The 23530-nt window shown below is 47.2% G+C and carries 24 protein-coding genes; 13 read left to right on the top strand and 11 right to left on the bottom strand.

Annotated elements, in window-relative coordinates; genetic code table 11:
• Window positions 1-84: 84 nt before the first annotated feature.
• The gene (locus JOY44_RS05095; RefSeq protein ID WP_171572614.1) at window positions 85-468 is read right to left on the bottom strand and encodes a hypothetical protein; all 384 of its coding nucleotides are present in this window, start codon (window positions 466-468) and stop codon (window positions 85-87) included.
• A 273-nt stretch (window positions 469-741) separates the two neighbouring features.
• Between JOY44_RS05095 and psaC the strand changes: the two genes are divergently transcribed.
• Window positions 742-987 (top strand): photosystem I iron-sulfur center protein PsaC, encoded by a 246-nt coding sequence (psaC, locus tag JOY44_RS05090; protein WP_171572613.1) that lies wholly within the window; start codon window positions 742-744, stop codon window positions 985-987.
• 110 nt (window positions 988-1097) lie between these two features.
• Here the strand turns inward: psaC and JOY44_RS05085 are convergent, their stop codons facing one another.
• On the bottom strand, window positions 1098-2063 hold the full coding sequence (locus tag JOY44_RS05085) for an Hpt domain-containing protein (protein WP_197984967.1): 966 nt from the start codon (window positions 2061-2063) through the stop codon (window positions 1098-1100).
• Between the two features lie 120 nt (window positions 2064-2183).
• Here JOY44_RS05085 and JOY44_RS05080 point away from each other — a divergent pair, with 120 nt between their 5' ends.
• A complete protein-coding gene (locus tag JOY44_RS05080) occupies window positions 2184-2576 on the top strand; it encodes a GFA family protein (RefSeq protein ID WP_171572612.1) in 393 nt (130 codons plus the stop codon).
• A gap of 44 nt (window positions 2577-2620) precedes the next feature.
• On the opposite strand, the gene JOY44_RS05075 is transcribed toward JOY44_RS05080, so the two are convergent.
• Window positions 2621-3466, bottom strand: a complete 846-nt coding sequence (locus tag JOY44_RS05075; protein ID WP_171572611.1) for a slipin family protein — start codon at window positions 3464-3466, stop codon at window positions 2621-2623.
• Between the two features lie 119 nt (window positions 3467-3585).
• On the opposite strand from JOY44_RS05075, the gene JOY44_RS05070 reads away from it, so the two are divergent.
• Entirely contained in the window at window positions 3586-4659 is a 1074-nt protein-coding gene (locus JOY44_RS05070; protein WP_171571797.1) for an IS630 family transposase, read from the top strand.
• A 209-nt stretch (window positions 4660-4868) separates the two neighbouring features.
• On the opposite strand, the gene JOY44_RS05065 is transcribed toward JOY44_RS05070, so the two are convergent.
• On the bottom strand, window positions 4869-5984 hold the full coding sequence (locus tag JOY44_RS05065; protein WP_171572610.1) for a type IV pilin-like G/H family protein: 1116 nt from the start codon (window positions 5982-5984) through the stop codon (window positions 4869-4871).
• A 262-nt stretch (window positions 5985-6246) separates the two neighbouring features.
• On the opposite strand from JOY44_RS05065, the gene JOY44_RS05060 reads away from it, so the two are divergent.
• Window positions 6247-7836 (top strand): glycoside hydrolase family 57 protein, encoded by a 1590-nt coding sequence (locus tag JOY44_RS05060; protein ID WP_171573708.1) that lies wholly within the window; start codon window positions 6247-6249, stop codon window positions 7834-7836.
• An 8-nt stretch (window positions 7837-7844) separates the two neighbouring features.
• Here JOY44_RS05060 and JOY44_RS05055 read toward each other — a convergent pair whose 3' ends face one another.
• A complete protein-coding gene (locus JOY44_RS05055; RefSeq protein WP_171572609.1) occupies window positions 7845-8057 on the bottom strand; it encodes a hypothetical protein in 213 nt (70 codons plus the stop codon).
• A 494-nt stretch (window positions 8058-8551) separates the two neighbouring features.
• On the opposite strand from JOY44_RS05055, the gene JOY44_RS05050 reads away from it, so the two are divergent.
• Together JOY44_RS05050 and JOY44_RS05045 are read left to right on the top strand one after the other, a co-directional pair.
• On the top strand, window positions 8552-9466 hold the full coding sequence (locus JOY44_RS05050; RefSeq protein WP_171572608.1) for an SMP-30/gluconolactonase/LRE family protein: 915 nt from the start codon (window positions 8552-8554) through the stop codon (window positions 9464-9466).
• 3 nt (window positions 9467-9469) lie between these two features.
• Window positions 9470-10066: an antibiotic biosynthesis monooxygenase gene (locus tag JOY44_RS05045; protein ID WP_197984965.1), complete on the top strand. Its 597-nt coding sequence runs from the start codon at window positions 9470-9472 to the stop codon at window positions 10064-10066.
• A 138-nt stretch (window positions 10067-10204) separates the two neighbouring features.
• Here the strand turns inward: JOY44_RS05045 and JOY44_RS05040 are convergent, their stop codons facing one another.
• The 3 genes from JOY44_RS05040 to JOY44_RS05030 form a co-directional block, all read right to left on the bottom strand.
• Complete coding sequence (locus JOY44_RS05040; protein WP_171572607.1) at window positions 10205-12316, bottom strand: TIGR00300 family protein; 2112 nt, start codon at window positions 12314-12316, stop codon at window positions 10205-10207.
• A gap of 315 nt (window positions 12317-12631) precedes the next feature.
• Complete coding sequence (locus JOY44_RS05035) at window positions 12632-12895, bottom strand: hypothetical protein (protein ID WP_171572606.1); 264 nt, start codon at window positions 12893-12895, stop codon at window positions 12632-12634.
• Entirely contained in the window at window positions 12892-13215 is a 324-nt protein-coding gene (locus JOY44_RS05030) for a hypothetical protein (protein WP_203031936.1), read from the bottom strand. The genes JOY44_RS05035 and JOY44_RS05030 overlap by 4 nt, the downstream gene beginning before the upstream one ends.
• A gap of 195 nt (window positions 13216-13410) precedes the next feature.
• On the opposite strand from JOY44_RS05030, the gene sfsA reads away from it, so the two are divergent.
• The 5 genes from sfsA (at window position 13411) to bcp (ending at window position 17893) form a co-directional block, all read left to right on the top strand.
• Window positions 13411-14130, top strand: a complete 720-nt coding sequence (gene sfsA / locus JOY44_RS05025; RefSeq protein ID WP_171572604.1) for a DNA/RNA nuclease SfsA — start codon at window positions 13411-13413, stop codon at window positions 14128-14130.
• A 235-nt stretch (window positions 14131-14365) separates the two neighbouring features.
• A complete protein-coding gene (locus tag JOY44_RS05020; RefSeq protein WP_197984964.1) occupies window positions 14366-15097 on the top strand; it encodes a M23 family metallopeptidase in 732 nt (243 codons plus the stop codon).
• A 118-nt stretch (window positions 15098-15215) separates the two neighbouring features.
• Window positions 15216-15809 carry an imidazoleglycerol-phosphate dehydratase HisB gene (gene hisB / locus JOY44_RS05015; RefSeq protein WP_198926164.1) on the top strand — a complete coding sequence of 198 codons (594 nt, stop codon included), beginning with the start codon at window positions 15216-15218 and terminating at the stop codon, window positions 15807-15809.
• 104 nt (window positions 15810-15913) lie between these two features.
• The gene (locus JOY44_RS05010; protein ID WP_171572602.1) at window positions 15914-17098 is read left to right on the top strand and encodes a glycosyltransferase; all 1185 of its coding nucleotides are present in this window, start codon (window positions 15914-15916) and stop codon (window positions 17096-17098) included.
• Window positions 17099-17347: 249 nt separating this feature from the next.
• Complete coding sequence (bcp, locus tag JOY44_RS05005) at window positions 17348-17893, top strand: thioredoxin-dependent thiol peroxidase (protein ID WP_171572601.1); 546 nt, start codon at window positions 17348-17350, stop codon at window positions 17891-17893.
• Here the strand turns inward: bcp and JOY44_RS05000 are convergent.
• Together JOY44_RS05000 and JOY44_RS04995 are read right to left on the bottom strand one after the other, a co-directional pair.
• Window positions 17814-18455, bottom strand: coding sequence for an IS630 family transposase (locus JOY44_RS05000; protein WP_171572600.1), 642 nt, complete (start codon window positions 18453-18455; stop codon window positions 17814-17816). The two genes, bcp and JOY44_RS05000, sit on opposite strands and share 80 nt — an antisense overlap.
• The gene (locus JOY44_RS04995) at window positions 18440-18784 is read right to left on the bottom strand and encodes a helix-turn-helix domain-containing protein (RefSeq protein ID WP_171572599.1); all 345 of its coding nucleotides are present in this window, start codon (window positions 18782-18784) and stop codon (window positions 18440-18442) included. Before JOY44_RS04995 ends, JOY44_RS05000 begins: the two co-directional genes overlap by 16 nt.
• A gap of 203 nt (window positions 18785-18987) precedes the next feature.
• Between JOY44_RS04995 and JOY44_RS04990 the strand changes: the two genes are divergently transcribed.
• The gene (locus tag JOY44_RS04990; RefSeq protein ID WP_171572598.1) at window positions 18988-19443 is read left to right on the top strand and encodes an NUDIX hydrolase; all 456 of its coding nucleotides are present in this window, start codon (window positions 18988-18990) and stop codon (window positions 19441-19443) included.
• 335 nt (window positions 19444-19778) lie between these two features.
• On the top strand, window positions 19779-21524 hold the full coding sequence (locus JOY44_RS04985) for a response regulator (RefSeq protein ID WP_171572597.1): 1746 nt from the start codon (window positions 19779-19781) through the stop codon (window positions 21522-21524).
• A gap of 62 nt (window positions 21525-21586) precedes the next feature.
• Here JOY44_RS04985 and JOY44_RS04980 read toward each other — a convergent pair whose 3' ends face one another.
• Window positions 21587-23500, bottom strand: a complete 1914-nt coding sequence (locus tag JOY44_RS04980; protein ID WP_171572596.1) for a GTPase family protein — start codon at window positions 23498-23500, stop codon at window positions 21587-21589.
• Window positions 23501-23530: the final 30 nt, after the last annotated feature.

The raw sequence follows: 23530 nt of genomic DNA, 5'->3' as shown, positions 1-23530 counted from the left end.
TCAAAATCCACCTGGCTAAACATGGCAATAGCTATAAATAGAAGCTAAAGCCGTTATGCGATAGGTGAAATTTGAATGAGCAAATTATCGAGCGCCAAGATAAGTTCTCATAAACCAGTTCTTTACCTTTGCAGCACTAAGCATTCCTGCTTCATTAGTCTGAGCAGAAAAAGAGACCCCTAACACCGCTGCAAAATCGCTATCTGACATTTCGCCAGCCTGATGCTTTTGAAAAGCATCCACGACCGTCACCAATTCATCTACAGAAAATGAGTAGCCTTTTTGCGCAGCAAACTCCGCAACTACTGGCGCACGCTCACCTTTCAACGCCTCCGATTCAGCCGGATCTAAATCTGCTTCGCTGCTAATATTGCCATCTCCAACGCCCAATAGAGTTTCAAGCTGCTGGCGCAAAGCTTCATCTTCCGCCGTTTTCTGCATAAACTTCAAAACCGTTGCAGTAGCCATGTCGAGTCAATGCTCCACTCGTTTTAAGTCGCCAATATCATATCAAGGGTTTTTCAGATAGACTAGCATTCTTTATTTTCATGTAAGGGTTGGCAATGGATGATTGGCTAACTTCTCTATTACGTTGTTTAAACTTTTGCAGCCTTTCGTCGAGCGTGTCTCAGGCGTTGGGGTAAACTGACGTTCATCCAAAGTTTGGCAGCACTATGCTGTCGATCCGATGGGCTAATAAATATTGCGAAGTGTCAAGCAATCATTGGAGCCTTTAATAACATGTCTCATAGCGTCAAAATTTATGACACCTGCATTGGCTGCACCCAATGCGTTCGTGCTTGCCCTACAGATGTCCTAGAGATGGTTCCCTGGGATGGCTGTAGAGCAGGGCAAATTGCTTCTTCTCCTAGAACGGAAGATTGTGTGGGCTGCAAACGTTGCGAAACGGCTTGTCCAACCGATTTCCTTAGCATTCGTGTGTATCTAGGTGCTGAAACGACTCGCAGTATGGGTCTGGCTTACTAAACAGTGGATTTATGCGATCGCTTTAGTCCGTTGGTTTATTAATAATCCAGACTTAAAAAGAAAGAGGGAGTAATTCCCTCTTTCTTTTCTATTAATCAATCAACACTTTATTACTGAATCGCTTTCATCAAAAATTCTGCTATTTCAATCAATTGCTTTTTGTTAAAAGCATCTAGTAACGCTCTAGCCGCCGCACGAGGTTCTGAAGGAATAGAAATCTGTTGAGTTCGGGTTGACCCGTTTTGCTCTGAGGCGATCGTAGCAGCGGGAAAAGTCGTGGATTGAGCGACTGTAGTGAGTGCAAAAGCAACCGTTGGAGCAAGCTGTCGCAGTTTGCTGCTAGGAGTGATTTCGCTTGATCGTCCCGCAACTAGCAAATCACCGGATAGCTTGATTTCTTTAATGATTAGCGGTGCCAGCACAGAATAAGAACTCTGAGAATTGGCGATCGCTCCTTCAGACACCCCTAATAATCCTCGCCAAGCTGAGCAATTGCTGAGTTGCCCCATGCGCTTACAAAGGGTCGATAGTTGCTGACGGCAAACTGGCGTGTCGCCCTGTTTAAACAACTGCAACATTTTCCTTAAAGCCGCGTTAATGAATGCAGGCGCTTCAGCACTTACCTTAATGGCAGAAGCTGCTTTATTTGATCTATTTTTGATTAAATGATGCAAGTAAGCTTCAACTTCTACAAAAGCTGGTTGTGCATCTTGAACAATCTGCTCAGCCTGCGCCTCCTGAAAACCAAATGGAGATTGAAGCGCTTCAACCAGTTCTTTGAGCACATCAAACACTTTTAGAAACAAGTTTTCTAGCTGGCGATCGGGCTTGACCGGATTGTCCTTCAGAATCTTAAAGGCATCCTCTAAGTGATGGGCAGTTCGGTGGATGCTGTCAAAGCCGAGCATTGCCGCACCGCCCTTTACCGAATGAGCCGCTCGAAATACTTCATTCATCTGCTCAGAATCTGCCAAGGTTGCCTCTAGATTTAGCATCCCTTGTTCGATCGTATCGAGGTGTTCTTTCGCTTCCTCGATAAAGAACCCCATAATTTGCTGTTGTTTCGTCGCTTGCACAACCCAAATCCTCTGAATGTTAACGTTGTACGAGCCACAGAGATGCAATCCTCCGTTGTCTCTCGCTTTTAATGTTCCCTCATTAGTTCGCTTTTTATCGGTTCATAACAAGGAAATCTGATGACGCAAATGAATGACCTAGTGAGTTATGAAGGTGGCTGTCATTGTGGGGTTGTGAGGTTCCAGGTGAGGGCAAACCCCAAACAAGACGAGGTTTCAGATTGCAACTGTTCCATTTGCCGAAAAAAAGGTTTTCTCCATTTGATTGTGCCGCTGGCGCAATTTACTTTGCTACAGGGTGAAGATGCTTTAACGACTTATACCTTCAACACGGGCATTGCGAAGCATCTCTTTTGTCGTATTTGTGGAATTCACGCTTTTTATCGTCCGCGATCGCATCCTCATAAAATGGATGTCAACCTGCGCTGTTTAGATAAAAACGTACTGTCCCAATTTCGCATCACTCCATTCAACGGTGAAAATTGGGAAGCCAATGTGCATCAAATCCAGTGAACTTTGTCTCGTCAAGCGCCACTCGTCAATCACGACTCTACTCCTTATCCTTCCTCTTCTATTTTTGTCTTCTCCTCTACAGGTTTATTAATCAACACCTCTGGATTAAAGGGACGATTAATTTGAGTGAGAGCCGCGTTGGGTTCTGTTTGAGATAGGTGCCGCGCCAAATTCACGAAATCTGAAGGAATCATCACGATAGTAGTCGTGTTGTTTTCAGCCCCAATTTCGGTCAGCATTTGCAGGCGACGCAATTCTAAACCCGTAGGGTTGGCGCTGATGGTTTGAGCCGCTTGTGCCAATTTTTGAGAGGCTTCCTGTTCAGCAGCGGCTTTGATGATCCGCGCCCGTTTTTCACGAATGGCTTCGGCTTCTTTTGCCATTGCCCGCTGCATACTGGTTGGAATTTCTACATCTTTCATTTCTACCCGTTCAATCACAATGCCCCACGGCTCGGTGATTTCATCTACAATTTCCTGCACTTTGACGTTGATTTTGTCGCGATTTTGCAGCACATCATCCAAAATGTTTTGCCCAACCACATTGCGAAGAGTAGTAAGCGCGATTTGGTAAACCGCCATTTCGTAGCTTTCTACTCGGTTAATCGCCTTGGCGGGGTCGAGAATGCGGTAATAGAGAACAGCATTCACCCGAATGGTTACACTATCGGCGGTGACGGTTTCCTGCGGCTCGATGTTGACCGTTTTAGTGCGGACATCAACCTGCATTTTTTGGTCAACCCAGGGAATGATCCAATACATGCCGGGTCCGAGAACGCCACGAGATCGCCCTAATCGAAAAATCACTCCCCGTTGATATTCGCGATCGAGCTTGATTCCACCTGCCGCCAAAATCAGTGCGCCAAATAATAAACCAATTAAGCTTTCCATTGCACTTTATTCTCATGCTGTAGCTCCATTTTAGGAAGGCTGCCTGAGATTCATCTAAAGATTTATACGGAATTGAGTAGGGGAGTATCATTTAGCAAGATGAAAAAGGTACTCTGTCCATGCCTCGACCCCGCACTCAAATTAGCCCTCATCTAGACTACGCAGATCTAACTCAGCGGTATGTTCAGTGCCAAGATGCTGGCGAGAAAAACCGTTGGTTGGTGATTCGATTGCTCAGTCATCCAAAGACTCCGATGAGCATCGAACAAACCGCTGAGATTTGTGGACTCAGTTGTAGTGGAGTGCGGAAAATTGCCCGTCGCTACAACGCCGAGGGTGCGGTCGGACTAGTCAATCGGCAACGCTTGAACCCTGGGGGCAATCGGTTGGCTTTAAGTGATGAACAGCAACGGCTATTGCGGCAACGCTTACAGAGTGCCCCGGATGATGGCGGACTCTGGAGTGGACCGAAAGTTGGGGAGTATATCGAAACCTACTTTGGCATTTGCTTACACCCCTCAACAGCCTGGAAGTATCTACGACGTTTGGGGTTGAGCTTGCAGGTGCCGCGTCCGGTGCATCATCAAAGCGCAACCCTTGAGCAGCAAGCAGAGTTCAAAGCAGGATTAGCAGGTCATGTGGCGTGGTTGCGCTCGTTGTTTCCCAATCGGGAGATTGTAATTTGGGCGGAAGACGAAGCTCGATTAGGCTTGCAACCCATTGTCAGGCGGGTTTGGGCACCCATAGGAGAACGCCCATCAGCGCATCATTCTCGCCGCTATCAATGGGTCTACACCTATGGTTTTGTCCATCCTGCCACTGGAGCGAGCTACTTCCTTTTATTGCCCCGTGCCAATGTCTCCATGATGCAGATGGCGTTAGAGCTATTTGCGGCTCAGGTCAATCCCCATCGTCAGCAGTTGATCATTCTATTGGTTGATCAGGCCGCGTGGCATATGAGCCAAAAACTTCAGGTGCCCCCCGGCATTTTCTTCTACCCGCTATTGCCCTATACCCTCCAACTGCAACCCACTGAATGTGTCTGGTCTTTGCTGCGCGAAGCAATCGCTAATCAAGTGTTTGACAATCTTGATGCTTTAGAGGATGTCTTAGTCAAGCGGTGCCAATGGTTGATGCAGCATCCTGTGATAGTTCAAGGCAAAGTGGGCTTTGATTGGATTCAAGCAATTTAATCTGGTCAAAAAGTACTGCCTTCCGCAATTCCGTATTATATGGGAAGTAGGGAGTGCGGAGTCGGAGAGAAAAAGTTTCGAGTTTCGTAAGTGCTTAAAACCGGCTTTGCCAGCGCGAAGCGTTTTCATAGAAAATATTTTGGAGAGACTTTGAGGTTTTGAGTTCTAACTTTTTGTCGTCCCTGACTCCTTATCTCTCATCGCTCGCCTTATTTCACCACATTGGTTGAGCCTGCTTCACACGCGATCGCGCCACCCAAAATTTCAGGGGCGGCAGGTGCCAGGGTCGAGGGTTGGGCGCTTTCACACAGTATGGTTGTCATTCCCGCAGCACTGTTATTCACTGAATTAGCTAGCACTGCGCTGACATAGCTTTTCAGCTTTTCGGTTTTAGGAACCGCAGTTAGCCTTGCTTGAGTTTGGTCGATGACCGTCAATTTATAAGCATAGTAATCACTTTTAGGGATGGAAGCTTGCTCCAACGCAGCCAAGCTAGAAGAAAAACGACCATTCGTTTGATAAAACGCTTGTTGCGTTTGGCTCATTTTAGTCAGGTAGTCTTTTACCTCGTTCTGTTGCACCGCAATGGTGAGATCGGTGAGGGATTGAGTCGTGTGCTGAGGATAAGTTACCGCTGGTACCATTGCTGCGGCAAAAGATTGCTTGGTAACGGCACGGGCAGTTGAAGTTGGCGTCGAGATAGCAACATTAGTTACAGCTGCCACAACACCGCCCGAAGCAAAGGCGATCGCTGCCATTCCACCCAGCACCATCCATTGATTTGAGGGATTAATTTGCAAAAGCAACTGCTGCATCATTGGCGGCATTGGCATCGAGAGAGGGATCGCTGAAGGCAGTTTTGGCATCGTCAAGCCTGCTTTAAGAAACAGTCTATTGATCAATGCATTGCTAGAGACTCGCTGAATGATTCGTTGCGTCCAAGAAGAAGTGCTAGTTGCAGCACGAAGAGAGTGTGACTTTAAGCCTTGGCTCGATAAATCTAAGGTGGGAATTGGTTCACCAGGAGTAGGATTTCCCAGTTGAAGTTTTTCTACCCATAGCGGCGCTTCCCCTGCTTTTTGAGCGCATACTTTGACAGTGCGAATGGATTTTGCCCCTAGTGATCCAATGCCGCTGCGAATGAAATTAACGATCGCCGCTCGATTTAATGGCTTTTCTGACTGCACCACTATCAACAAGCAATCATCGGTCAATTCAGCGCTTGTTGTGACTCCTTTTGGCTCCAACACCAGGTTCATTAGTGCCGCGATCGCTTGAGGATTTCCCTGTTTTGCCAGATTGAGTAATTGGGATTGAGTCACCATAAAAGATGCTAAAAGCAGGAAGTAAAAATGCACTTCTAAAATACTCGCAAACTTTTAAGTAGCAACTTTTTTTTGAAGTAGTATGCAATTCTTAAGCAAGTGAAATAGGCTCCACCTTAAGGGAGTCAGGATGGGGCAAACAGACTTTACGATTCTGCCAACCATCCGCCAGACACTGCATATATCCCTAAATGCTTTTCGTTCCCATTTCGCCTTACAATTTTGGCAATTACTCTTTGCCCCTTCCGTTTCACCTGTTTTTATGAGTATTGGCTACCTCGCGCTCGTTCTTCATGCTCACCTGCCCTACGTGCGGCACCCAGAGAGCGATTACGTCCTCGAAGAAGAGTGGTTATTTGAAGCCATCACCGAAACCTACATTCCCCTAATTCAGGTTTTTGAAGGTTTGAAGCGCGACGGAGTAAACTTCAAGCTCACCATGAGTTTGACCCCCCCGTTAATCTCTATGTTGCTCGATCCTCTCTTGCAAGAGCGTTACAACGAACATCTTGCCAAGCTGGAAGAATTGACCGAACTGGAAGCGACACGGAATGCTTTCAACGGGCATCTAAAGTATTTATCAGAACACTACGCTAAAGAATTCAATCAGGTTCGCACCACGTGGGAGCACTATAACGGCAACCTGGTCAAAGCCTTCAAGCAATTTGCCGACAGCAATAACCTAGAAATCATCACCTGCGGTGCCACCCACGGCTACTTCCCGCTGATGAAGATGTATCCTCAGGCGGTGTGGGCGCAAATTCAGGTCGCGTGTGAGCATTACGAAGAAAACTTTGGGCGCAGACCCAACGGCATTTGGCTGCCGGAATGCGGTTACTACGAGGGTGTGGAGCGGATGCTGGCAGATGCCGGATTGCGCTACTTTCTCACCGATGGGCACGGGATTTTATATGGTCGCCCTCGTCCTCGCTTTGGCACCTATGCCCCTGTTTACACTCAATCTGGAGTGGCAGCCTTTGGGCGCGACCACGAATCGTCTCAGCAGGTATGGTCGTCGGAGGTGGGCTACCCGGGTGCACCTGAATATCGAGAGTTTTATCGCGATTTGGGCTGGGATGCGGAATACGAGTACATTAAACCCTACGTCATGCCCAACGGTCAGCGGAAAAATGTGGGCATTAAGTATCACAAAATCACTGGACGAGGCTTTGGGTTAAGCGACAAGGAACTCTACGATCCTTACTGGGCCAGAGAAAAAACTGCTGAACATGCGGGAAACTTTATGGTTAATCGAGCGCGGCAGGTGGAGCATCTCTATGGCATTATGCAGCGCAAGCCGATTATTATGTCGCCCTATGATGCGGAACTTTTTGGGCACTGGTGGTATGAAGGTCCCTGGTTTTTAGATTATCTGTTTCGCAAAACCTGGTTTGATCAAGGCAGCTATGAAATGACTCATTTGGCGGATTACCTGCGGGAAAATCCAACTCAACAGATGATTCATCCGGCACAGTCTAGCTGGGGTTACAAGGGCTTTCATGAATATTGGCTGAATGAAACCAATGCCTGGATTTATCCTCATTTGCACAAAGCAACCGAGCGAATGATTGAGTTGGCAAAGCGGGAAGCAGTCGATGAACTGGAGCGTAAAGCACTCAACCAGGCGGCGCGTGAACTGTTGCTGGCGCAATCTTCTGATTGGGCGTTTATTATGCGGACGGGAACAATGGTGCCCTATGCAGTACGACGGACCCGATCGCACTTGATGCGGTTTCAGAAACTCTACGAAGATATCCTGCAAAGCAAGATTGATTCAGGTTGGGTGGAAAAGGTGGAAGCGATCGATAATATCTTTCCAAACATTAACTATCAAGTATATCGACCGCTCTAAGCCAATTACTACATCAAAAAATAGGTAGGGCAAGCCTGGGCATCAAATTCTAAGCTGGCACTGTCTGAGATGGATGAATTTAGCCAAGTGTTCGGTTGACTATCAGAAAAGTCGCGATCGCTCTCGATTGTTTTGGCTGAATCACCAGACGCGATCGGTGCCGTAGCACACTGTTCAATTTCTTTGTTCCAATTCCAGTAGGTGTAAGCAAAGTTTTCCATCAGAGGGTTCCACACTTTATAAATAGGTCATACTACCTAACACACAGGGGATGAAGTAATATCCGAACAATTCACTGTCGAAAATTCACTATTATTTCAAACACTGAGTCGTTGACGTTATCCTACCTTTTCGGGCTAGGGGGTCTGACCCCTCAGATGAGTGATTCTTTGTAAAAGTTCCCAATCTAATCAATTGGTGGTTTTGTTCAACCTTAAGCCCAAGGGTTAGGCAGCGATCGTGAGGAGCGTCTGATAGAACACAGCATTGCGCTTAATGAGTGGATATAGTTCAGCTAGTTCGTTGGGTAAGTTCTGTTAAACCGCTGCAATGTCTAATGTTTCTTAGACGATCACTTCTAGAAAAGCGCCTTGCACTCAAATTTTACCCAGTGTGCCCTTGCTTTCTAATGTGCAATTTTTCAAAGATTTGGAAAGATGAAACAGGATTCAGTTGCTACGCTGTCCTTTAACTAAGTTTGATTGAGAGGAACTAGATGACTGATACGTTTGGGTTGCCCCCTATTTTTGCGGAAACACCTCTTGCTCTTGTAGATGCCCATCAAATTACAGAATTTCCTGTTAATACATTCTTGGAAAGCATTGTTATTGGCCCTGGTGGTGCTCTGTTTGTTACTAGCCATTTAGAGGGTAAGATCTTTCGGATTGAAGCAGAGAGATTGCCCGTTGTTCATGCGGCAATCGCGGGTAAAGCAACAGGACTCGCCTTTACAGCCGCTGGCAACTTGTTGCTGACTGCATGGAATGATAAAGATGTCCCCACTGTCTTCACGATTTCACCCCAAGGAGAAGCCACCGTACTGATAACCATGCCGGATGCCATTTTCTTGAATGGGTTAACGCCGCTCATGGGCGATCGCTACCTCATTGCCGACTCTTACCGAGGAGCCATTTGGGAACTGAATACAACCGAAAAAACGGTCAGAATTTGGTTAGAACATCCCGACCTTGCCCGTAGTTCCTCCGACAGCGAATTTCCGGCGGTGAATGGGTTAAAGATCTACGGAGATGTCCTTTATGCCTCAAATACCGAAAAGATGCAGCTTGTTAAAATCCCAATTCAACTAGATGGTCAACCTGGTGAGCCAGAGATTTTCCTGCAACCCGTCAATCTAGATGACTTTGCCTTTGATCAGGATGGCAATCTATATGGCACCACTCATATTTACAACAGCGTGATCAAAATTACACCTGATGGTTGCATGACCACCATTGCCCAAGCCGCACAGGGGATGAGCGGCAGCACAGCGCTTGCCTTTGGGCAGGGTGACGATCGCACTAATCTCTATGTTGTCACCAATGGGGGCATGTCCTTGCCGCCATCCACCGGACTCGAATCCGCTAAAGTGATGCGATTAGACATTGGCATTGCAGGACATCCACTAATTTAGCAAATGCAAACCCTGATCTCTGCCATGAGCAATGTTGAAAATCTGAGTCATGACCCGCCTACAACCATTGATATTCTCCAGCGAGTAAAACCAGGTTGTGAAGCCGCATTTGAAGTCGTTTTGACTGACCTGCTTGAAGCCGCAAAAGGTTTTGAAGGCCATCTAGGGGTGAATGTCTTTCGCCCCAGCGATCATGCTAATCCTGAATATCGCATTGTGTTTAAGTTTGATCGCGTTAGCCATCTTAAGCAGTGGGAAGCATCTGCTATTCGCCAAAAGCTGCTCGAGCGAGCCAAGCATCTCACGGTTGGCTCTAGCCAAGTTTCAATTCTCACGGGTTTAGAAACCTGGTTCACCCTGCCCCAACAACCGAGCGTGCCGCCACCGCCTCGTTACAAAATGATGGTGATTTCAGGCATAACCATCTATGTTTTGATCAGTTTGATTAACCTGTTGATTGTGCCGTTGATCAATCCGCTTCCGTTATTCTTACGAACCTTGGTGGTGACGCTGCTCATGGTTGCAATCATGACCTATGTTGCGATGCCACGCATGACAAAACTATTCGCGGGTTGGCTCTATCCCAAAGTCAAACATTAATTTTGCCCAGCAATCAGTTGCCTTAATCTCCTGAAGCCAGACTTCTATGGGCTAAAAATTGGGACAATGTATTTTGCTATATGTAAACCTAAATCAAAGCCGGAAGAGGGTAAAAAGTTTGTCTTCCGGCTTTTGACGCTACACCCGTTGAGCAACTTGATAGGGATGAGTCAGGCGATCGAGTTGTTGAATCAGCAAGCTGAGAAACAAGCCAACATCGGTGACGACACCTACAGATTCGACGGAGCCGCGATCGCTGAGTTTGGTCACCACCGCCGGGTTGATATCCACACAAACCATTTTCACGCCAGCCGGAGTCATGTTGCCCACCCCAATCGAGTGCAGCATTGAAGACAGCATCAAAATCAGGTCAGCCCCTTCGATCAAGCGAGAGTAAGCTTCTTGCGCTTTAATCAAATCCATTTCGGTATCGGGCAAGGGACCATCATCTCGAATAGAGCCAGCCAGCGAAAAGGGAATATTATGGCGAACGCATTCATACATCACGCCGCTGGTGACCGCTTCGGCTTCCACGGCTTTGGCAATGCTGCCATACCGCCGAACGGTGTTGATCACTTTGAGGTGATGGCGATGTCCGCCCCGTACGGAAACCCCGCGCTTCATATCCATGCCTAAAGAGGTGCCTAGCATGGATTGCTCCATGTCGTGAACCGCGATCGCGTTGCCGCCCAGCAATGCCTGCACATAGCCCTCACGAATTAGATGAGACAGGTGTTCGCCGCCGCCGGTGTGGATGACCACAGGACCTGCCGTGACCACTACTTTGCCGCCATGGTCACGGATCTGGCGCATTTCCCAGGCGATTTGCTCCACCACCAGTTCTACCCGCCGTTCGCTGGAAACTCCTGCCCCCATAAAGCTAAATTCCTGGCTGCGAGTGTCACGCGATTCGGGTTTGCGAACTGTGCGAATGCCTTCCACACCCACGACCACGCGATCGCCCACTTTCAAATCTCGCAATAATCGACAGACTGCTGTTGGTGTGCCTGATGTCATATCTACCGCGATCGCGCCATCCATCCGCTGCTTTTGCACCTGCACCCATTCACAATTGATCCGCACTTCCGTCGGATAAATCGTGGATACATAGAAATCATCAGGAGCCACACCATCCTGGACCACCGTCTCCCAAAGAATGTCACACTGCTCATCAATCCGAGGCAGTGCCCCTAAGTCGATGAGCTGCGACATGATCGCTTCCATCACATCATGGGAAGGAGCCGTTACTTTCACTTCAGCCGAGGAGGTGCTTTGCCGCTGTTCGCCCAAGTTGAAGTTCAACACTTGGAAGCTGCCACCGCCTTCTACCACCAAATCTAGCGTCTGATTAATCAAGCCTGCATCCAGCAAGTGTCCTTCCATCCGCACCACCCGACTTTCTACCGTGCCACTAGCGTGAATATCCGCCAGCACAGGTTCCGTCGTCCGCAGGGTCAAACATTTTGCAGCCCCCCCCGCTTTTAGAAACTCCGTCAATGGCGTTTCCACGACGTCAAAGCCTGCTGCACTCAGCCTGCGCTTTAGCTCATCGCTGGCTTGATTCATGACCAATACATTGCCAATGTTCACCGCATTGCAGGCAAAGTTGAGTGCATCCGGTTCACCAATGGGAATGCGTTTTGCTTCCGGCACCCGCAGTTCGATCAAGCGATTGGAGTAGGAATCAAATGCAGGCGGGTAGTACAGTAGATAGCCACCGGTCAGTGGGCAAAAGCAAGTATCCAGGTGATAGAAGCGCTCATCCATTAGCCGCAGAGATAACACTTCTACATCCAGCCATTTTGCTAGATATGGATGGGAGTCGAGTTCAGAGCGGAAGCCATACCCCGCCCATAGCCAGCGTCCTTCGCGATCGAGCAAGGCATCTCCCGCCCCTTCAAACGGCAAATCTTTGGGCAATTCATGCACCGTAAACCCTTGATCCGCAAACCATTGTTTGAAAAACGGTTCTTCGCCCTGTCGCTCTTTATGGAAGAAGCGGCTAAGCACCACCTCTTTACCCAGCACCAAGCCAGCGTTGGCAGTAAACACCATATCCGGCACGCCTTTCTCAGGTTTGACCAGATCCACGATCGCCCGTTCTTTGAGCACTTGAAACAGCCCTTGCCATTGTTCCACGGCGCGATCGCGAGAAGACTTGTGGACATTCCCTTCCATCCACGGGTTAATCACATAGTCCACGTCATAGTGGTCAGGGGCACACATCAAGATGCGGATTTCAGAAGTCATAACATTAAACTTGTAGATGGGTAGGAAGCAAACATAAACACAGCCAAAAGACCAGCCAATCTCCTATCTTACTATTGACCGGATTGCCAAAAAGCCAATCCAAATACCTTACGGTTATGAACCTTTGACAATCTACCTAGCAGCGGTTACCTATCCAGTAGTTTTCTGTGGCAAGCGACAACATTAGCAATTAAGCATTGCTGCATCTGGGGACAATCCTTTGTGTTTGTCCTTAATCTCTGCTAACGAGCACAAGACATTCCGCCAAAACTGAAAGTCATAGATGAATTTAGCAACGCCCATCAACAAGCACACTTAATCTTTAGTGGCAGAGAAATCATCTAACATCTGGCAAATAATATACTTGTTTTTGCTAAAGCTCTGCTTATTCTTAGATCTATAGGCACCTAGGGATGTTTGCGCTCCACGCAAATTCTCATACTTTTGAGCTTTATCTAAAGAATCCGCAAATCCTTGCGGAAACCCATCGCTAGGTGCCCAACCCATTGGAAAAAACTTGGTTAAACCATTTGGAGTGATGACTAGAACGAAGCACTTTTTATTATTGCCCAACATCATTCACCTTCTATCGAATCAAATATTGGTTCATTTTCAAGCACAAGCTTGGAATAACTGGACTCCTGGTCTTTATAATCTAGACCCATCTCTAGCTCTGCATCTCTTAAGGCTGCTTCAATTAACTCCGCACAGCAAGAGCTTCTAGAAACTCCTAATTTTTTGGCTATATACTTTAATCTTCGGTAGTCAACAGCGGTAAGAGTAATCGAAAACCTGACGGGCTTTGCTTCAGGCATCGCAGATAGCTTCTTTTCGAGAAGCATCTCTTGAATCAGGACTTGAACATTAGACATGTTTTTCAGAACCAAATATTGAACCAAATTTTAGTTCTTCGAATGACGGTTTGTCAATTACTGCATTGTGTAAAAACTATTGGAGTATTGGTAGAACATGAGGCGAAATTCAAAATTGGTCGAAAGCAAGCCAGTTAAAGAAAAAACAAGTTTGGTAGAAGCAGCGATCGCGGCTGTTGATTGGTAAGGTTGGGAAGTGCGATCGCCTTTGTGAAACCCGAAATGACCGACTATCTTTATCACTATCCACCGCTGTTAGCAGGCAAACTCGTTAAACGCTACAAACGATTTTTTGCCGATGTGGAATTGTTTTCTGGTGAAGTGGTGACGGCGCACTGTCCCAATACGGGACCGATGACGGGCGTTTCCACCCTAGGCAGTCCGGTGTATGTCTCTGAAAGCGATAGCCCAACTCGCAAACTGCGTTACACCCTGGAAATGATTGAGGTGTATGACAATCAGCCCACCTGGGTAGGAGTGAATACCAATTTGCCAAACCGAATTATCCAATTAGCATTGGTCAACAAGCTGATTCCTGAACTGAGCAGCTACAGCGAGGTGCGGGGAGAGGTGCCCTATGGAGAGGATAAAAAAAGCCGCATTGATTTTTTACTAACAGGTGCGGACAAACCGATCTATGTGGAGGTGAAAAGTACGACTTGGGCGCAGGGCGAGTTGGTTTTATTTCCCGATACGGTGACGACTCGCGGACGAAAACACTTGAAGGAACTGATGGCGCTGCTGCCCGATGCTGTTCCAGTGATGCTGTACTTCATTAATCGAGCAGACTGTCCCTACTTTGCCCCTGGCGATCGCGGTGATCCAACCTATGGCAAGCTGTTTCGAGACGCGATCGCCCTGGGTGTAAAAGTATTGCCCTGCCGCTTTGAGGTTTCACCTGTAGGCATTCGCTATCTGGGGTTAGCAGAGCTGAAGCTATAAGGGGGTAGCGATTTAGCAGACGGTCTTCAATTGAGTTGCCAAGGTGATTGCTCCTAGCTTACTTCCCGCAGGGTATGCCACGCTACTTACGCCAATAAAAAACGTGCCAAATTTGCAAGCTAGAGTACCATGCTCCGGAGGAGTATTTCAGTTTCCAAAAGCGGCTTCTAAAAGCCACCCTAAACTGCCTATAGTTTCAGGTTCTCAAACCATATTGGTTTAGTTTCGATTTCAATTGAAAGCTTTTTTAATTACTGTGTTTAGAAATATTCGTGCGCTGATTAATCGTTTGAATCTGGGTAAAATGCTGTCGAAGTTTATCTTTCTGCCCCGGCGGAAGCTGATAGCTGTTGGTTATGCACTCCTCACAGCCGCGTTAGCAGTAGGTTTAGTCTCCCAGCCCATCCGTCAAGAGGCTGCTCATGCAGTGGAAGTGAACTCTAGCCAAACTGCTATGGGCGCATGGGTGGGGGCTTCCTTTCCGGTAGAAAATTTTCAAACCTACACCTCTCCATTCGGATTGCGTCGGTCTCCTGATGGTTCTTACACTCAGGAATATCATCGTGGATTGGACATGGCAGCACCCCAGGGTAGCTACATTCGCAACTGGTGGATGGGTACCGTGGTGGAGGTGTCAGATGATAGTGCCTGTGGAACCTCAGTGGTGGTGCAATCTGGACAGTGGGAACACATCTACTGCCACATGAGCGGACATGTAGAGAAAGAAGCTGGCAAGCGCTACATGATCGATCGCGAAGGTGCTATCCAAATTTGGGAAGGGCAAACAGTTCAAGCAGGCGTTCGGATTGGACGAGTTGGCATGACAGGTCGCACCACTGGACCACACCTACATTGGGGGCTAAAGTTTACTGGAAAATGGGTCGATCCAGCCTTGGTTCTGCGGGCGATGTATAGCGAACAGGCAAGTGGGCGATCGGTTTCAGCAGTCCCCCAATCAGAGCGTTAGTCAACTCACTGCAACTCTACTTACCTGAGTCGTCCAAATACTCGGATAATGAAAGAGCGCCATTCACTCCAACGTTGCCATGCAGACCACTGATCGATTAATTGACAATTCACTTTTGTTGCCCAACCGTAGTGCCTCCGTCAGCCGCACCACCGGCGAAACCGATGTGCAGGTGACGATTAATCTGGATGGCACGGGCCACTGTGTCGCTAAGACGGGAATTCCTTTTTTGGATCACATGCTGCATCAAATTTCGTCCCACGGCTTGATCGACTTGGAAGTGCGGGCAACGGGAGATATCGAAATTGATGACCATCACACGAATGAAGATGTGGGGATTACTTTAGGAATGGCGTTAGGCAAGGCCTTGGGCGATCGCAAGGGCATTACCCGGTTTGGTCATTTTGTAGCACCGTTGGATGAAGCCTTGGTGCAAGTAGCGCTAGATTTTTCGGGTCGTCCTCATCTCAGCTATGGCTTACAAATTCCGACTCAGCGCGTGGGCACCTATGACACTCAACTCGTGCGCGAGTTTTTCGTAGCGATCGTTAACCATGCCCAAATGACCCTGCACATCCGCCAGCTAGATGGTATTAACTCGCACCATATTATTGAAGCAACCTTTAAAGCGTTTGCGCGATCGCTGAGAATGGCAACTGAAGTAGACTCTCGTCGCGCCAACACCATTCCCAGTTCTAAAGGGGTGCTTTAGCAAGCAATACCGGGTTTTGCATAGTGGCGATTGCCAAAATTTAAGTGTTAGATTTGACCTTCGAGTTTGTCACTTAAAACTTAAGAGGGGTTAGGCTTGTGGGTATGCGAGTATTATTTGTCCAATATGCTGGCGATTATCGTGAGGCTGTTAAGAATCTCGCTCAAGGTAAAGGCGATAGCTATTATGCTCAACAATATTCTGTTGAAGTAGTAGCTACAATCGCTAAGAGTGGAAATGAGGTCGCCACATTATGTTGCCTAACTGATGCTCCATACAACGAGATGCTTGAAAATGGAGTTCGAGCGATTGGTGCAGGATTTCGTACTGATGTAGATGCGAAAGAAATACTCAAGTTAGTTAAAAACTATAATCCAACTCACATAGTTGCCCGGACACCCATCCGAGAAGTATTAAATTGGGCAATTCAAAACAATGTTGAAACGCTCGTCACTCTGGCAGATTCTTTTACTGTAGAAAAACTGAAAGACAGAATTCGGAACTATCGCCTAGCAAGATTGTTGAACAGCAAGGGAGTTGCGTGGGTCGGAAATCATGGAATCAACGCCTCCACTTCATTGGCAAAAATAGGCGTTAAAGCAAACAAAATTGTTCCGTGGGATTGGCCTCATGAGGTGACACCCAGTGACTATGCACCTAAAACTCTACCTACTCAAAAATCTGTTTGGGAGATTGTTTTTGTTGGCGCAATTACAGAATTGAAAGGCATTGGTGATGTTTTAGAAGCGGTAGCAATCCTGAAATCTGAAGGAGTTTCGGTTCAATTAAAGGCGATCGGTCGAGGTGAATTAGAAACTTATATTAATCGCGCACGTGAGCTAAAAATTGAAGATAGAGTTGAGTTTTTAGGCTTGATTCCTAACAAAAATATTATCCCGACTATGAGGGAGGCAGATGTGGTGATAATTCCTAGTAGAGATAAGTATCCCGAGGGATTTCCCATGACAATTTATGAAGCTTTATGCGCTCGGACTCCAATTATTGCTTCAAATCATCCGATGTTTCGCGAAAAGTTGACCGATCAAACCAATGCTTTAATTTTTCCGTCGGGCAATTCAGCTGCACTAGCGAACAGCATCAAAAAGCTCACTTCTTCTCCTGATCTGTATGCGAATTTTTCTGTGTCAGCCGCTACTGCTTGGAACAGCCTACAAATTCCAGTCAAGTGGGCTGACTTAGTTAACCGCTGGTTGTCAAACTCTTCAATCGATAGGCAGTGGATCATTAGTAATACGCTGTCTTCCGGTCGTTACAAACAAGCCTCATAATTAGTAGTCACGCTTTGTCGTCATGCAGCAGGGTAAATAAATTTAAATCGCTTGAAGATTTCCGTTCATCCAAGGTTTCAACACCCGGTTGGCAACTACCTCCCATAGCACAGTATTAATTTGCATCACATTATCAAAGCAACCTTCAAAGCGTTGCGCGATCGCTGAGAATGGCAACCGAAGTAGACTCTCGCCGCGCCAACACCATTCCCAGTTCTAAACGAAGTTTTTACTATATTTTTAATTCTTATGGTGCTGAATATTGGCGATCGCGCTCCCGAATTTAGCTTGCCTGATGCCCAAGGCAACATCATTCGCCTTGCCGATTTGCAAGGCAAACACGTTGTCTTGTACTTTTATCCCCGCGACAATACTCCCGGCTGCACTAAGCAGGCTTGTGCCTTTCGTGACTCCTACGCCGAATTTCAGAATCGGGATATCGTGGTGTTAGGGGTCAACACCGATGATGCGAAATCTCACAGTAAATTCAGCGCTAAATTCAATCTGCCCTTTCCATTGCTGATAGACGAAGCCGGAACGGTTGCCACTGCTTACGAGAGCTACGGTTTGAAGAAGTTCATGGGTAAAGAATACGTCGGCATTACTCGCAGTACCTTTGTGATTAGCCCAGAAGGGATGATCGCAAAAATCTATAAAAAAGTAAAACCTGACATTCACATCGAACAGATTCTTGCAGATACGGCGGATTGCAGTGTTAAGAGGGACAGTAACAGCAGTGTGCAAACCAGTTGTGCAAATGTTGAGGATCTATCAAATCCATCGCTGTGGCAATGAGGGTATCTACCCTTTTCGAGGTTGTCGGCGAGAACTGTCTTAGGAAAGCCTTTAACTGTGACCACCAATGCTCAATCGGATTAAATTCGGGAGAGTAAGGAGACAGATACAGAACCTTCGCTCCAACCGCCTCAATTAAAGGTGCAATGGCTTTTACCTTGTGAGCAGGCAGGTTATCCATGACCACGACAGCCCCTTTCCACAGTTGAGGCACAAGACACTTTGAGACGTACACCTCAAAGACAACCGCGTCCATCGACTGATCTATCGTCATCACAGCCAGCACCTTTGAGACGGTAATCGCGCCCATGACACTCACCTTCTTGCCCCGATAAAAAGGTTTGAAGTCATACGCTCGTTCCCCAGGTGCAGCACGGGCATGGGTTCGCATGAGTCCCAGTAGAACACCCATCTCATCGAGAAACACTAAATCTTTGAGTTCTATACTCGTCACCTGTGCCCAGTACTCCTGTCTCAGGAGTTGGACTCGTTCGCTGGTGGCTTGGCTGGAGCGGAGCGTTTTTTTTTGCGCGGTAAATTGAGTCTCTAAAAGGTTCGGCACATAGTACTTTGGCTAACCCATAGCCCAGTCTCATCAAAGAGTAGCTCACAATATTCCGCTAAGGTCGCATCGCGCTGGTTCTCGAAGATCGCCACTAACTGGTCTTTGTGCTCCATCACAGGACTCACCGAACCACCCTGCTTATGGGGAACGACGTGACCTTCTGTGCGCTTCTGAATCATCCATCTCTCGACGCAACTCTTGCTGACAGCAAAGCGGGCAGCAACTTTTCGGATCGAGCTATCACCCTTCTCCATAGCACTTACAATCTTCTCTCGAAAGTCTATGGAATACGGCTTCATTTTTGACCCAACGTTGTAATCCTTCATTGTCCTCTATCTGACTGCAATCCGCTGTATGGGTTGAAGCATTTGCCTAGTTTAGAATGGCAGATACGTCGCAGGAGATCGCAAGCATCTACCGATTAGATTTTTTTAGTGTTATCACATTGCAGAGTGGTTTCTTGATTTCACTCATAGTGCGATCGCACTATTGTTCTCTCAATATTCTGCTGGAGCAGTCACTTTAGCTTATGGGTCAGTTATGGCATTTTGCACAAACAGTCTTGGGCATTATTTTTCGCCATCCCGTTACCGGCACGAGCATTATTCCCCTATTGCCCGATGGTCAGATTGTGTTAATCAAACGGCGAGACAACGGTAAATGGGCACTTCCTGGCGGCATGGTCAATTGGGGCGAGGATATTGAAACCACCGTACAGCGCGAACTAGAAGAAGAAACTGGACTCAACCTTGCGAAAGTGCGACGCTTGGTTGGAATTTATTCATCTCCAGAACGGGATGGGCGGGTTCATTCGATTTGCATCGTGGTAGAAGTCGATGCGACAGGAGCGATGCAAATTCAAGATCCAAAAGAAGTTTTAGACATCAAAGCCTTTCCACCGGAAGCAGTGCCTATTGGCACCCTTTCTCACGATCACGATCGCCAACTGCAAGATTACTTCAACGGCTATACCACCCTGGCATAGCCACTCATTCACGCTCGTAGAGATTTTGTTCCGAGTCTCTACGAGCATTTACCTACAGCAAGAGAACGATAACTTTTTTTATTTGTAACCAGCAAAAAATCAATCAAAATCGAAACTCTGCTAGATCTATAAAATCTGTATATCTTAAAAATTTTGAGATAGTTTGTAATTTTTCCTAAAAGTATAAAAACCTTGTCGTTTTAAGCGCCTAGCGGCTAAAGCGCTCTCAGAGAAGATATTCAGTCCTTAGAGCAGCGGGCGACAACTTATGGGAATGATTTTGATTGGAGATTATCATCAAAATGACTGAGCCTTAGTTCACTGACTCTTAAACCATGCAACTTGCACCCAAAGCAGACATTTTAATCGTCGATGATGTACCCGACAACCTACGCGTCCTGTCTGCAATGCTGAGTCAGCACGGATATGATGTCAGAAAAGTACTGAATGGACGGTTAGCACTTGCGGCGGCGAACTCTACACCCCCCGATTTAATTCTGCTAGACATTCGCATGGAAGGAATGGATGGGTATGCAGTCTGCCAGCACCTAAAGGCTTCTGCACAGACCTTTAATATTCCAATTATTTTTTTAAGCGCTTTGAATGATGTATTTGACAAAGTAAAAGCGTTTGAAGTAGGCGGAGTTGACTACATTACCAAACCTTTTCAGATAGAAGAAGTTTTAGCACGGGTAAAAAATCAACTCGCCATTCGCACTCTACAAAAACAGCTTCAAGAGCACAACACCGTTTTAGAGAGTCGCGTAGAAGAGCGCACCATTCAACTTCAAACGATGCTGGAGTATGAGGCATTGCTGAAAGCGATTACCGATCGCGTGCGTGATAGTTTTGATGAAGAGCAAATTTTGCAAGCGGCTGTGCAGGAAGTGGCAACGGGGCTACGGATTATCTGTTGTAATGTGGGCATCTTCAACCGTGAAGCAAATACAGAAACTATCCGTTATGAATATCGTTGTGCCGAAATCGCATCTGCCCAAGGTGAAGGGGTCAGCCTAGATTTATCACCTGAGTATCAACAAATTTTGCAAGGGAATGCCGTTCAATTTTGTGGAATTTCCTTTTTTCAGGCAATGACTCCCAATATTGCAGGTCAGTTTGCGATTTTAAGCTGTCCTTTAATTGATGAGCAGGGAGTATTTGGAACTTTTCGGCTATTTAAGCCGCCAGAAGAATGGTTCAGTGCTTTAGAAATTCGGTTAGTGCAGCAGGTTGCCAATCAGTGCGCGATCGCCCTGCGACAAGCCCGACTTTATCAAGCGGTGCAGCAGCAGGTAGAAGAGTTAGAGCGGCTGCACTTATTAAAAGATGATTTTCTTAGCACGGTTTCTCATGAGTTGCGATCGCCGATTTCTAATATCAAACTGGCAACCCAGATGTTAGAAGTGATCCTAAAATCGACCGGCCTTCTTGAAGATGCCTCCAGCAAAGCTGCTAGCTACTTTCATATCTTGCAAGACGAATGCCACCGCGAAATTCATTTGATCAATGATTTATTAGACCTGACACGCTTAGATGCTGGAGTTGAACCCCTGACGCTAACTAGGATTAATTTAGCCCCTTGGATTGATCATTTGACAGAACCTTTCCTCGCTCGAACCCATTCGCAGGAGCAATACTTTCATGTGGATGTTCCCAGCTCTATTCCTCCTCTAGCAACAGACTTACATTATCTAGAACGAATTTTGACTGAACTACTAAACAACGCTTGTAAATATACCCCCCCTGGAGAAAGCATTACCCTTTCAGCCCAAGTGATTCTTGAGCAAACACAGCAAAACCCACTTCAATTCATTCAACATTCTGAAGAAGATCGATCTAACCCTGATCCGATGAGTCTGCGGATTTGTGTCACCAATACCGGGGTTGAAATTTCTGAAGATGAGCGCGATCGCGTCTTCGATAAGTTTTACCGAATTCCCAACAACGACCCTTGGAAGCACGGCGGCACGGGACTTGGGCTAGCGCTAGTCAAAAGAATGTCAGAGCACTTGGGTGCTAAACTTTCAGTCTATAGTGCGAACCAGCAAACTTCCTTTGTTTTAGAACTGCCGATTCAGTAAGTTGGGGAACAAGCGGTTAGAGATAGCAGGTGTCTTATTCATTCCCCTCTCCAAACTTAAAGTTAGAGTTTTTCTCCCTCCTGTAGATAATGCTGAAATCGCTGTTGTAGCTGTTCTGTAGTCAGAGATTGCGTCCAATATTCAGTGATTGCATGACCAAATGCCCAAGCGTTGAGTTCCGGTGAGGCGGTGTTTTCCAGCAAAATTGACCATAGGGCTAGCAGGTCAAAGTTGCGGGCGTTTGGGTTATCGGCGCTGAGCAAGGAAAATAGATCGTATGCCATTTGAAGCTTGCCAATCACGATGGGCAACTGTTCGATCGGAATTTGCTCCGACAGTAAATAGGCGAGGTTGGGGGTGCCTGTGGTCAGAGTTGCCAAAAAGGTCAGGACGGGGCTTTTGAGTAGGGTTGTCAATCCTTGAGTAGTCGTCATTTGAAAGGTATAGCGATCGATGATTTTGGCGGCTGCAATAGTGCGGGCTTCTAAATTGCGGAGAAACCGGGCAAGACGAAGTTGCTTGGCAGGGGCGATCGCGTCTACCAAACCTAAGGACAACGCTTCTATGCCCCAAGCCGTTCGGTTTAGTTGAGCATTCCCCGTCACCACAGGCAGCACCCAGTTGCAATTATGCAGTTGAGCAGCACGGTATTGAGTTGCCTCCCGAATAGCTATTTCTTTGGGTAATTCGCCCAATTTCCAATCATAGGGCGGATTCCATTCGCGGATAGGGCGCAGCTTATCCACTTGAGTTACGGCGGCTATCGCGGGGAGATCGGGGATTGCTGCCTTCACATCCGTCAGAAAATCTACATCCATTTGCAAGGCTGGATCTAGGGCAGGAGTGACTAAGAGCAACACATCTGCTTGCATGGCGCGATCGAGGACTAAATCCCGAAAATCAGCGCGATTTGCTTGCTCATAACCTGGAGTATCCCAAAGGGTCAATGCGTCGCCTGTCGTTGATTGCCAGTGATAATCTTGAATTGCCTCGGTGCTGGGCAACAGGTCTACAGCCGCTTTGTCTTCCACAAACAGCGTATTGATTAAGCTGCTTTTACCTGCGCCGGTTCGCCCTACTAGCAGAATGTTGACTGGCTTTTGCTCAACTTTTTCTAGAGACTGCGTTTGGGAAAGAATCTCTTGCAAGGTTTGAGTTTTTGCGACCGGAATCGTGAGTGTAGGGGCAACGGATTCTAACCCTGGCAGTTTGCCACTATAGAGGGAGATCGCCTGATTGCTCAAATTTCGCAGTGCTGCTTGCTTCAAAAGCTGGCTTAAATTGACCAATAGCTGCTGGCTGGCTTGATTGCCATGGCGTTGGGTCGCTTGTTTAGCAATGGCTACTGCTGGGTTTAAAAACCACTGCGCCCAGTTCCAAACGCGTAATAGTTTCCTTGCAGAGGGTTCTAGCCTGCGATAAATCTCGTAGCCTTCCACTGCTTGCCCTACAGTCATTTGGTTCAATGCGGGCGAGAGCTTACCCATCCATTGATCCATGTCATCCACAGTGCCTCGAATCAGCGTGTAGGCTTGAGGAATATAGATATTGAGTAGGGGTCGTTTGACTTCTGGGTGATAAACCTGGGCGATCGCGGTGACCAATTCCTGGCAGCGCTGCCAAAAGGTTGACCAATCCTCCCATACGGGCGGATCGGTCTGCACAGCCTCCAAAATCTGCTGCAACGCGGTTTCTAGTTGTTGACCCGTGCCTTCAGTCAAGGTTGAAGCGTCACCTGATGCAGCTTTTAGTTCTTCTGTCACTGCCGCCATCACGGATTCTATCTGGTCGACAGCAGGACGAGTCCACTTCACTAGCAAAAATCGCCAGCCAACGAGCAGCAGGGTGAAGATTGCCCAAATCCAACTTAGCCCCCAGGTATGAATCTGAACGCCTGAGGCGATTAGCAAAAATCCAACGATTCCCGCGATCGGAAGTCCTAAAACTGCCCACTGCCAAAGCTTTAACCGTACCATTGGTTTATTTATGACTCGTCTGCTTCCCAG

It is taken from the genome of Leptolyngbya sp. Cla-17 (assembly GCF_016807185.1).
Classification (GTDB): Bacteria; Cyanobacteriota; Cyanobacteriia; order Leptolyngbyales; family Leptolyngbyaceae; genus ULC077BIN1.
The sequence above is the reverse complement of the archived record's forward strand: the minus strand, read 5'-3'. Positions and strand labels throughout refer to the sequence as shown.

Coding starts and splice junctions, on each gene's coding strand:
- JOY44_RS05065 (WP_171572610.1), bottom strand. CDS start 5,984: ATGGTGACTCAATCCCAATTACTCAATCTGGCAAAACAGGGAAATCCT.
- JOY44_RS04980 (WP_171572596.1), bottom strand. CDS start 23,500: ATGGTACGGTTAAAGCTTTGGCAGTGGGCAGTTTTAGGACTTCCGATC.
- JOY44_RS05045 (WP_197984965.1), top strand. CDS start 9,470: ATGCAAACCCTGATCTCTGCCATGAGCAATGTTGAAAATCTGAGTCAT.
- JOY44_RS05035 (WP_171572606.1), bottom strand. CDS start 12,895: ATGATGTTGGGCAATAATAAAAAGTGCTTCGTTCTAGTCATCACTCCA.
- JOY44_RS04995 (WP_171572599.1), bottom strand. CDS start 18,784: ATGAAGGATTACAACGTTGGGTCAAAAATGAAGCCGTATTCCATAGAC.
- JOY44_RS05075 (WP_171572611.1), bottom strand. CDS start 3,466: ATGGAAAGCTTAATTGGTTTATTATTTGGCGCACTGATTTTGGCGGCA.
- JOY44_RS05010 (WP_171572602.1), top strand. CDS start 15,914: ATGCGAGTATTATTTGTCCAATATGCTGGCGATTATCGTGAGGCTGTT.
- JOY44_RS05080 (WP_171572612.1), top strand. CDS start 2,184: ATGACGCAAATGAATGACCTAGTGAGTTATGAAGGTGGCTGTCATTGT.
- sfsA (WP_171572604.1), top strand. CDS start 13,411: ATGACCGACTATCTTTATCACTATCCACCGCTGTTAGCAGGCAAACTC.
- JOY44_RS04985 (WP_171572597.1), top strand. CDS start 19,779: ATGCAACTTGCACCCAAAGCAGACATTTTAATCGTCGATGATGTACCC.
- psaC (WP_171572613.1), top strand. CDS start 742: ATGTCTCATAGCGTCAAAATTTATGACACCTGCATTGGCTGCACCCAA.
- JOY44_RS05060 (WP_171573708.1), top strand. CDS start 6,247: ATGAGTATTGGCTACCTCGCGCTCGTTCTTCATGCTCACCTGCCCTAC.
- JOY44_RS05040 (WP_171572607.1), bottom strand. CDS start 12,316: ATGACTTCTGAAATCCGCATCTTGATGTGTGCCCCTGACCACTATGAC.
- bcp (WP_171572601.1), top strand. CDS start 17,348: ATGGTGCTGAATATTGGCGATCGCGCTCCCGAATTTAGCTTGCCTGAT.
- JOY44_RS05095 (WP_171572614.1), bottom strand. CDS start 468: ATGGCTACTGCAACGGTTTTGAAGTTTATGCAGAAAACGGCGGAAGAT.
- JOY44_RS04990 (WP_171572598.1), top strand. CDS start 18,988: ATGGGTCAGTTATGGCATTTTGCACAAACAGTCTTGGGCATTATTTTT.
- JOY44_RS05070 (WP_171571797.1), top strand. CDS start 3,586: ATGCCTCGACCCCGCACTCAAATTAGCCCTCATCTAGACTACGCAGAT.
- JOY44_RS05050 (WP_171572608.1), top strand. CDS start 8,552: ATGACTGATACGTTTGGGTTGCCCCCTATTTTTGCGGAAACACCTCTT.
- JOY44_RS05055 (WP_171572609.1), bottom strand. CDS start 8,057: ATGGAAAACTTTGCTTACACCTACTGGAATTGGAACAAAGAAATTGAA.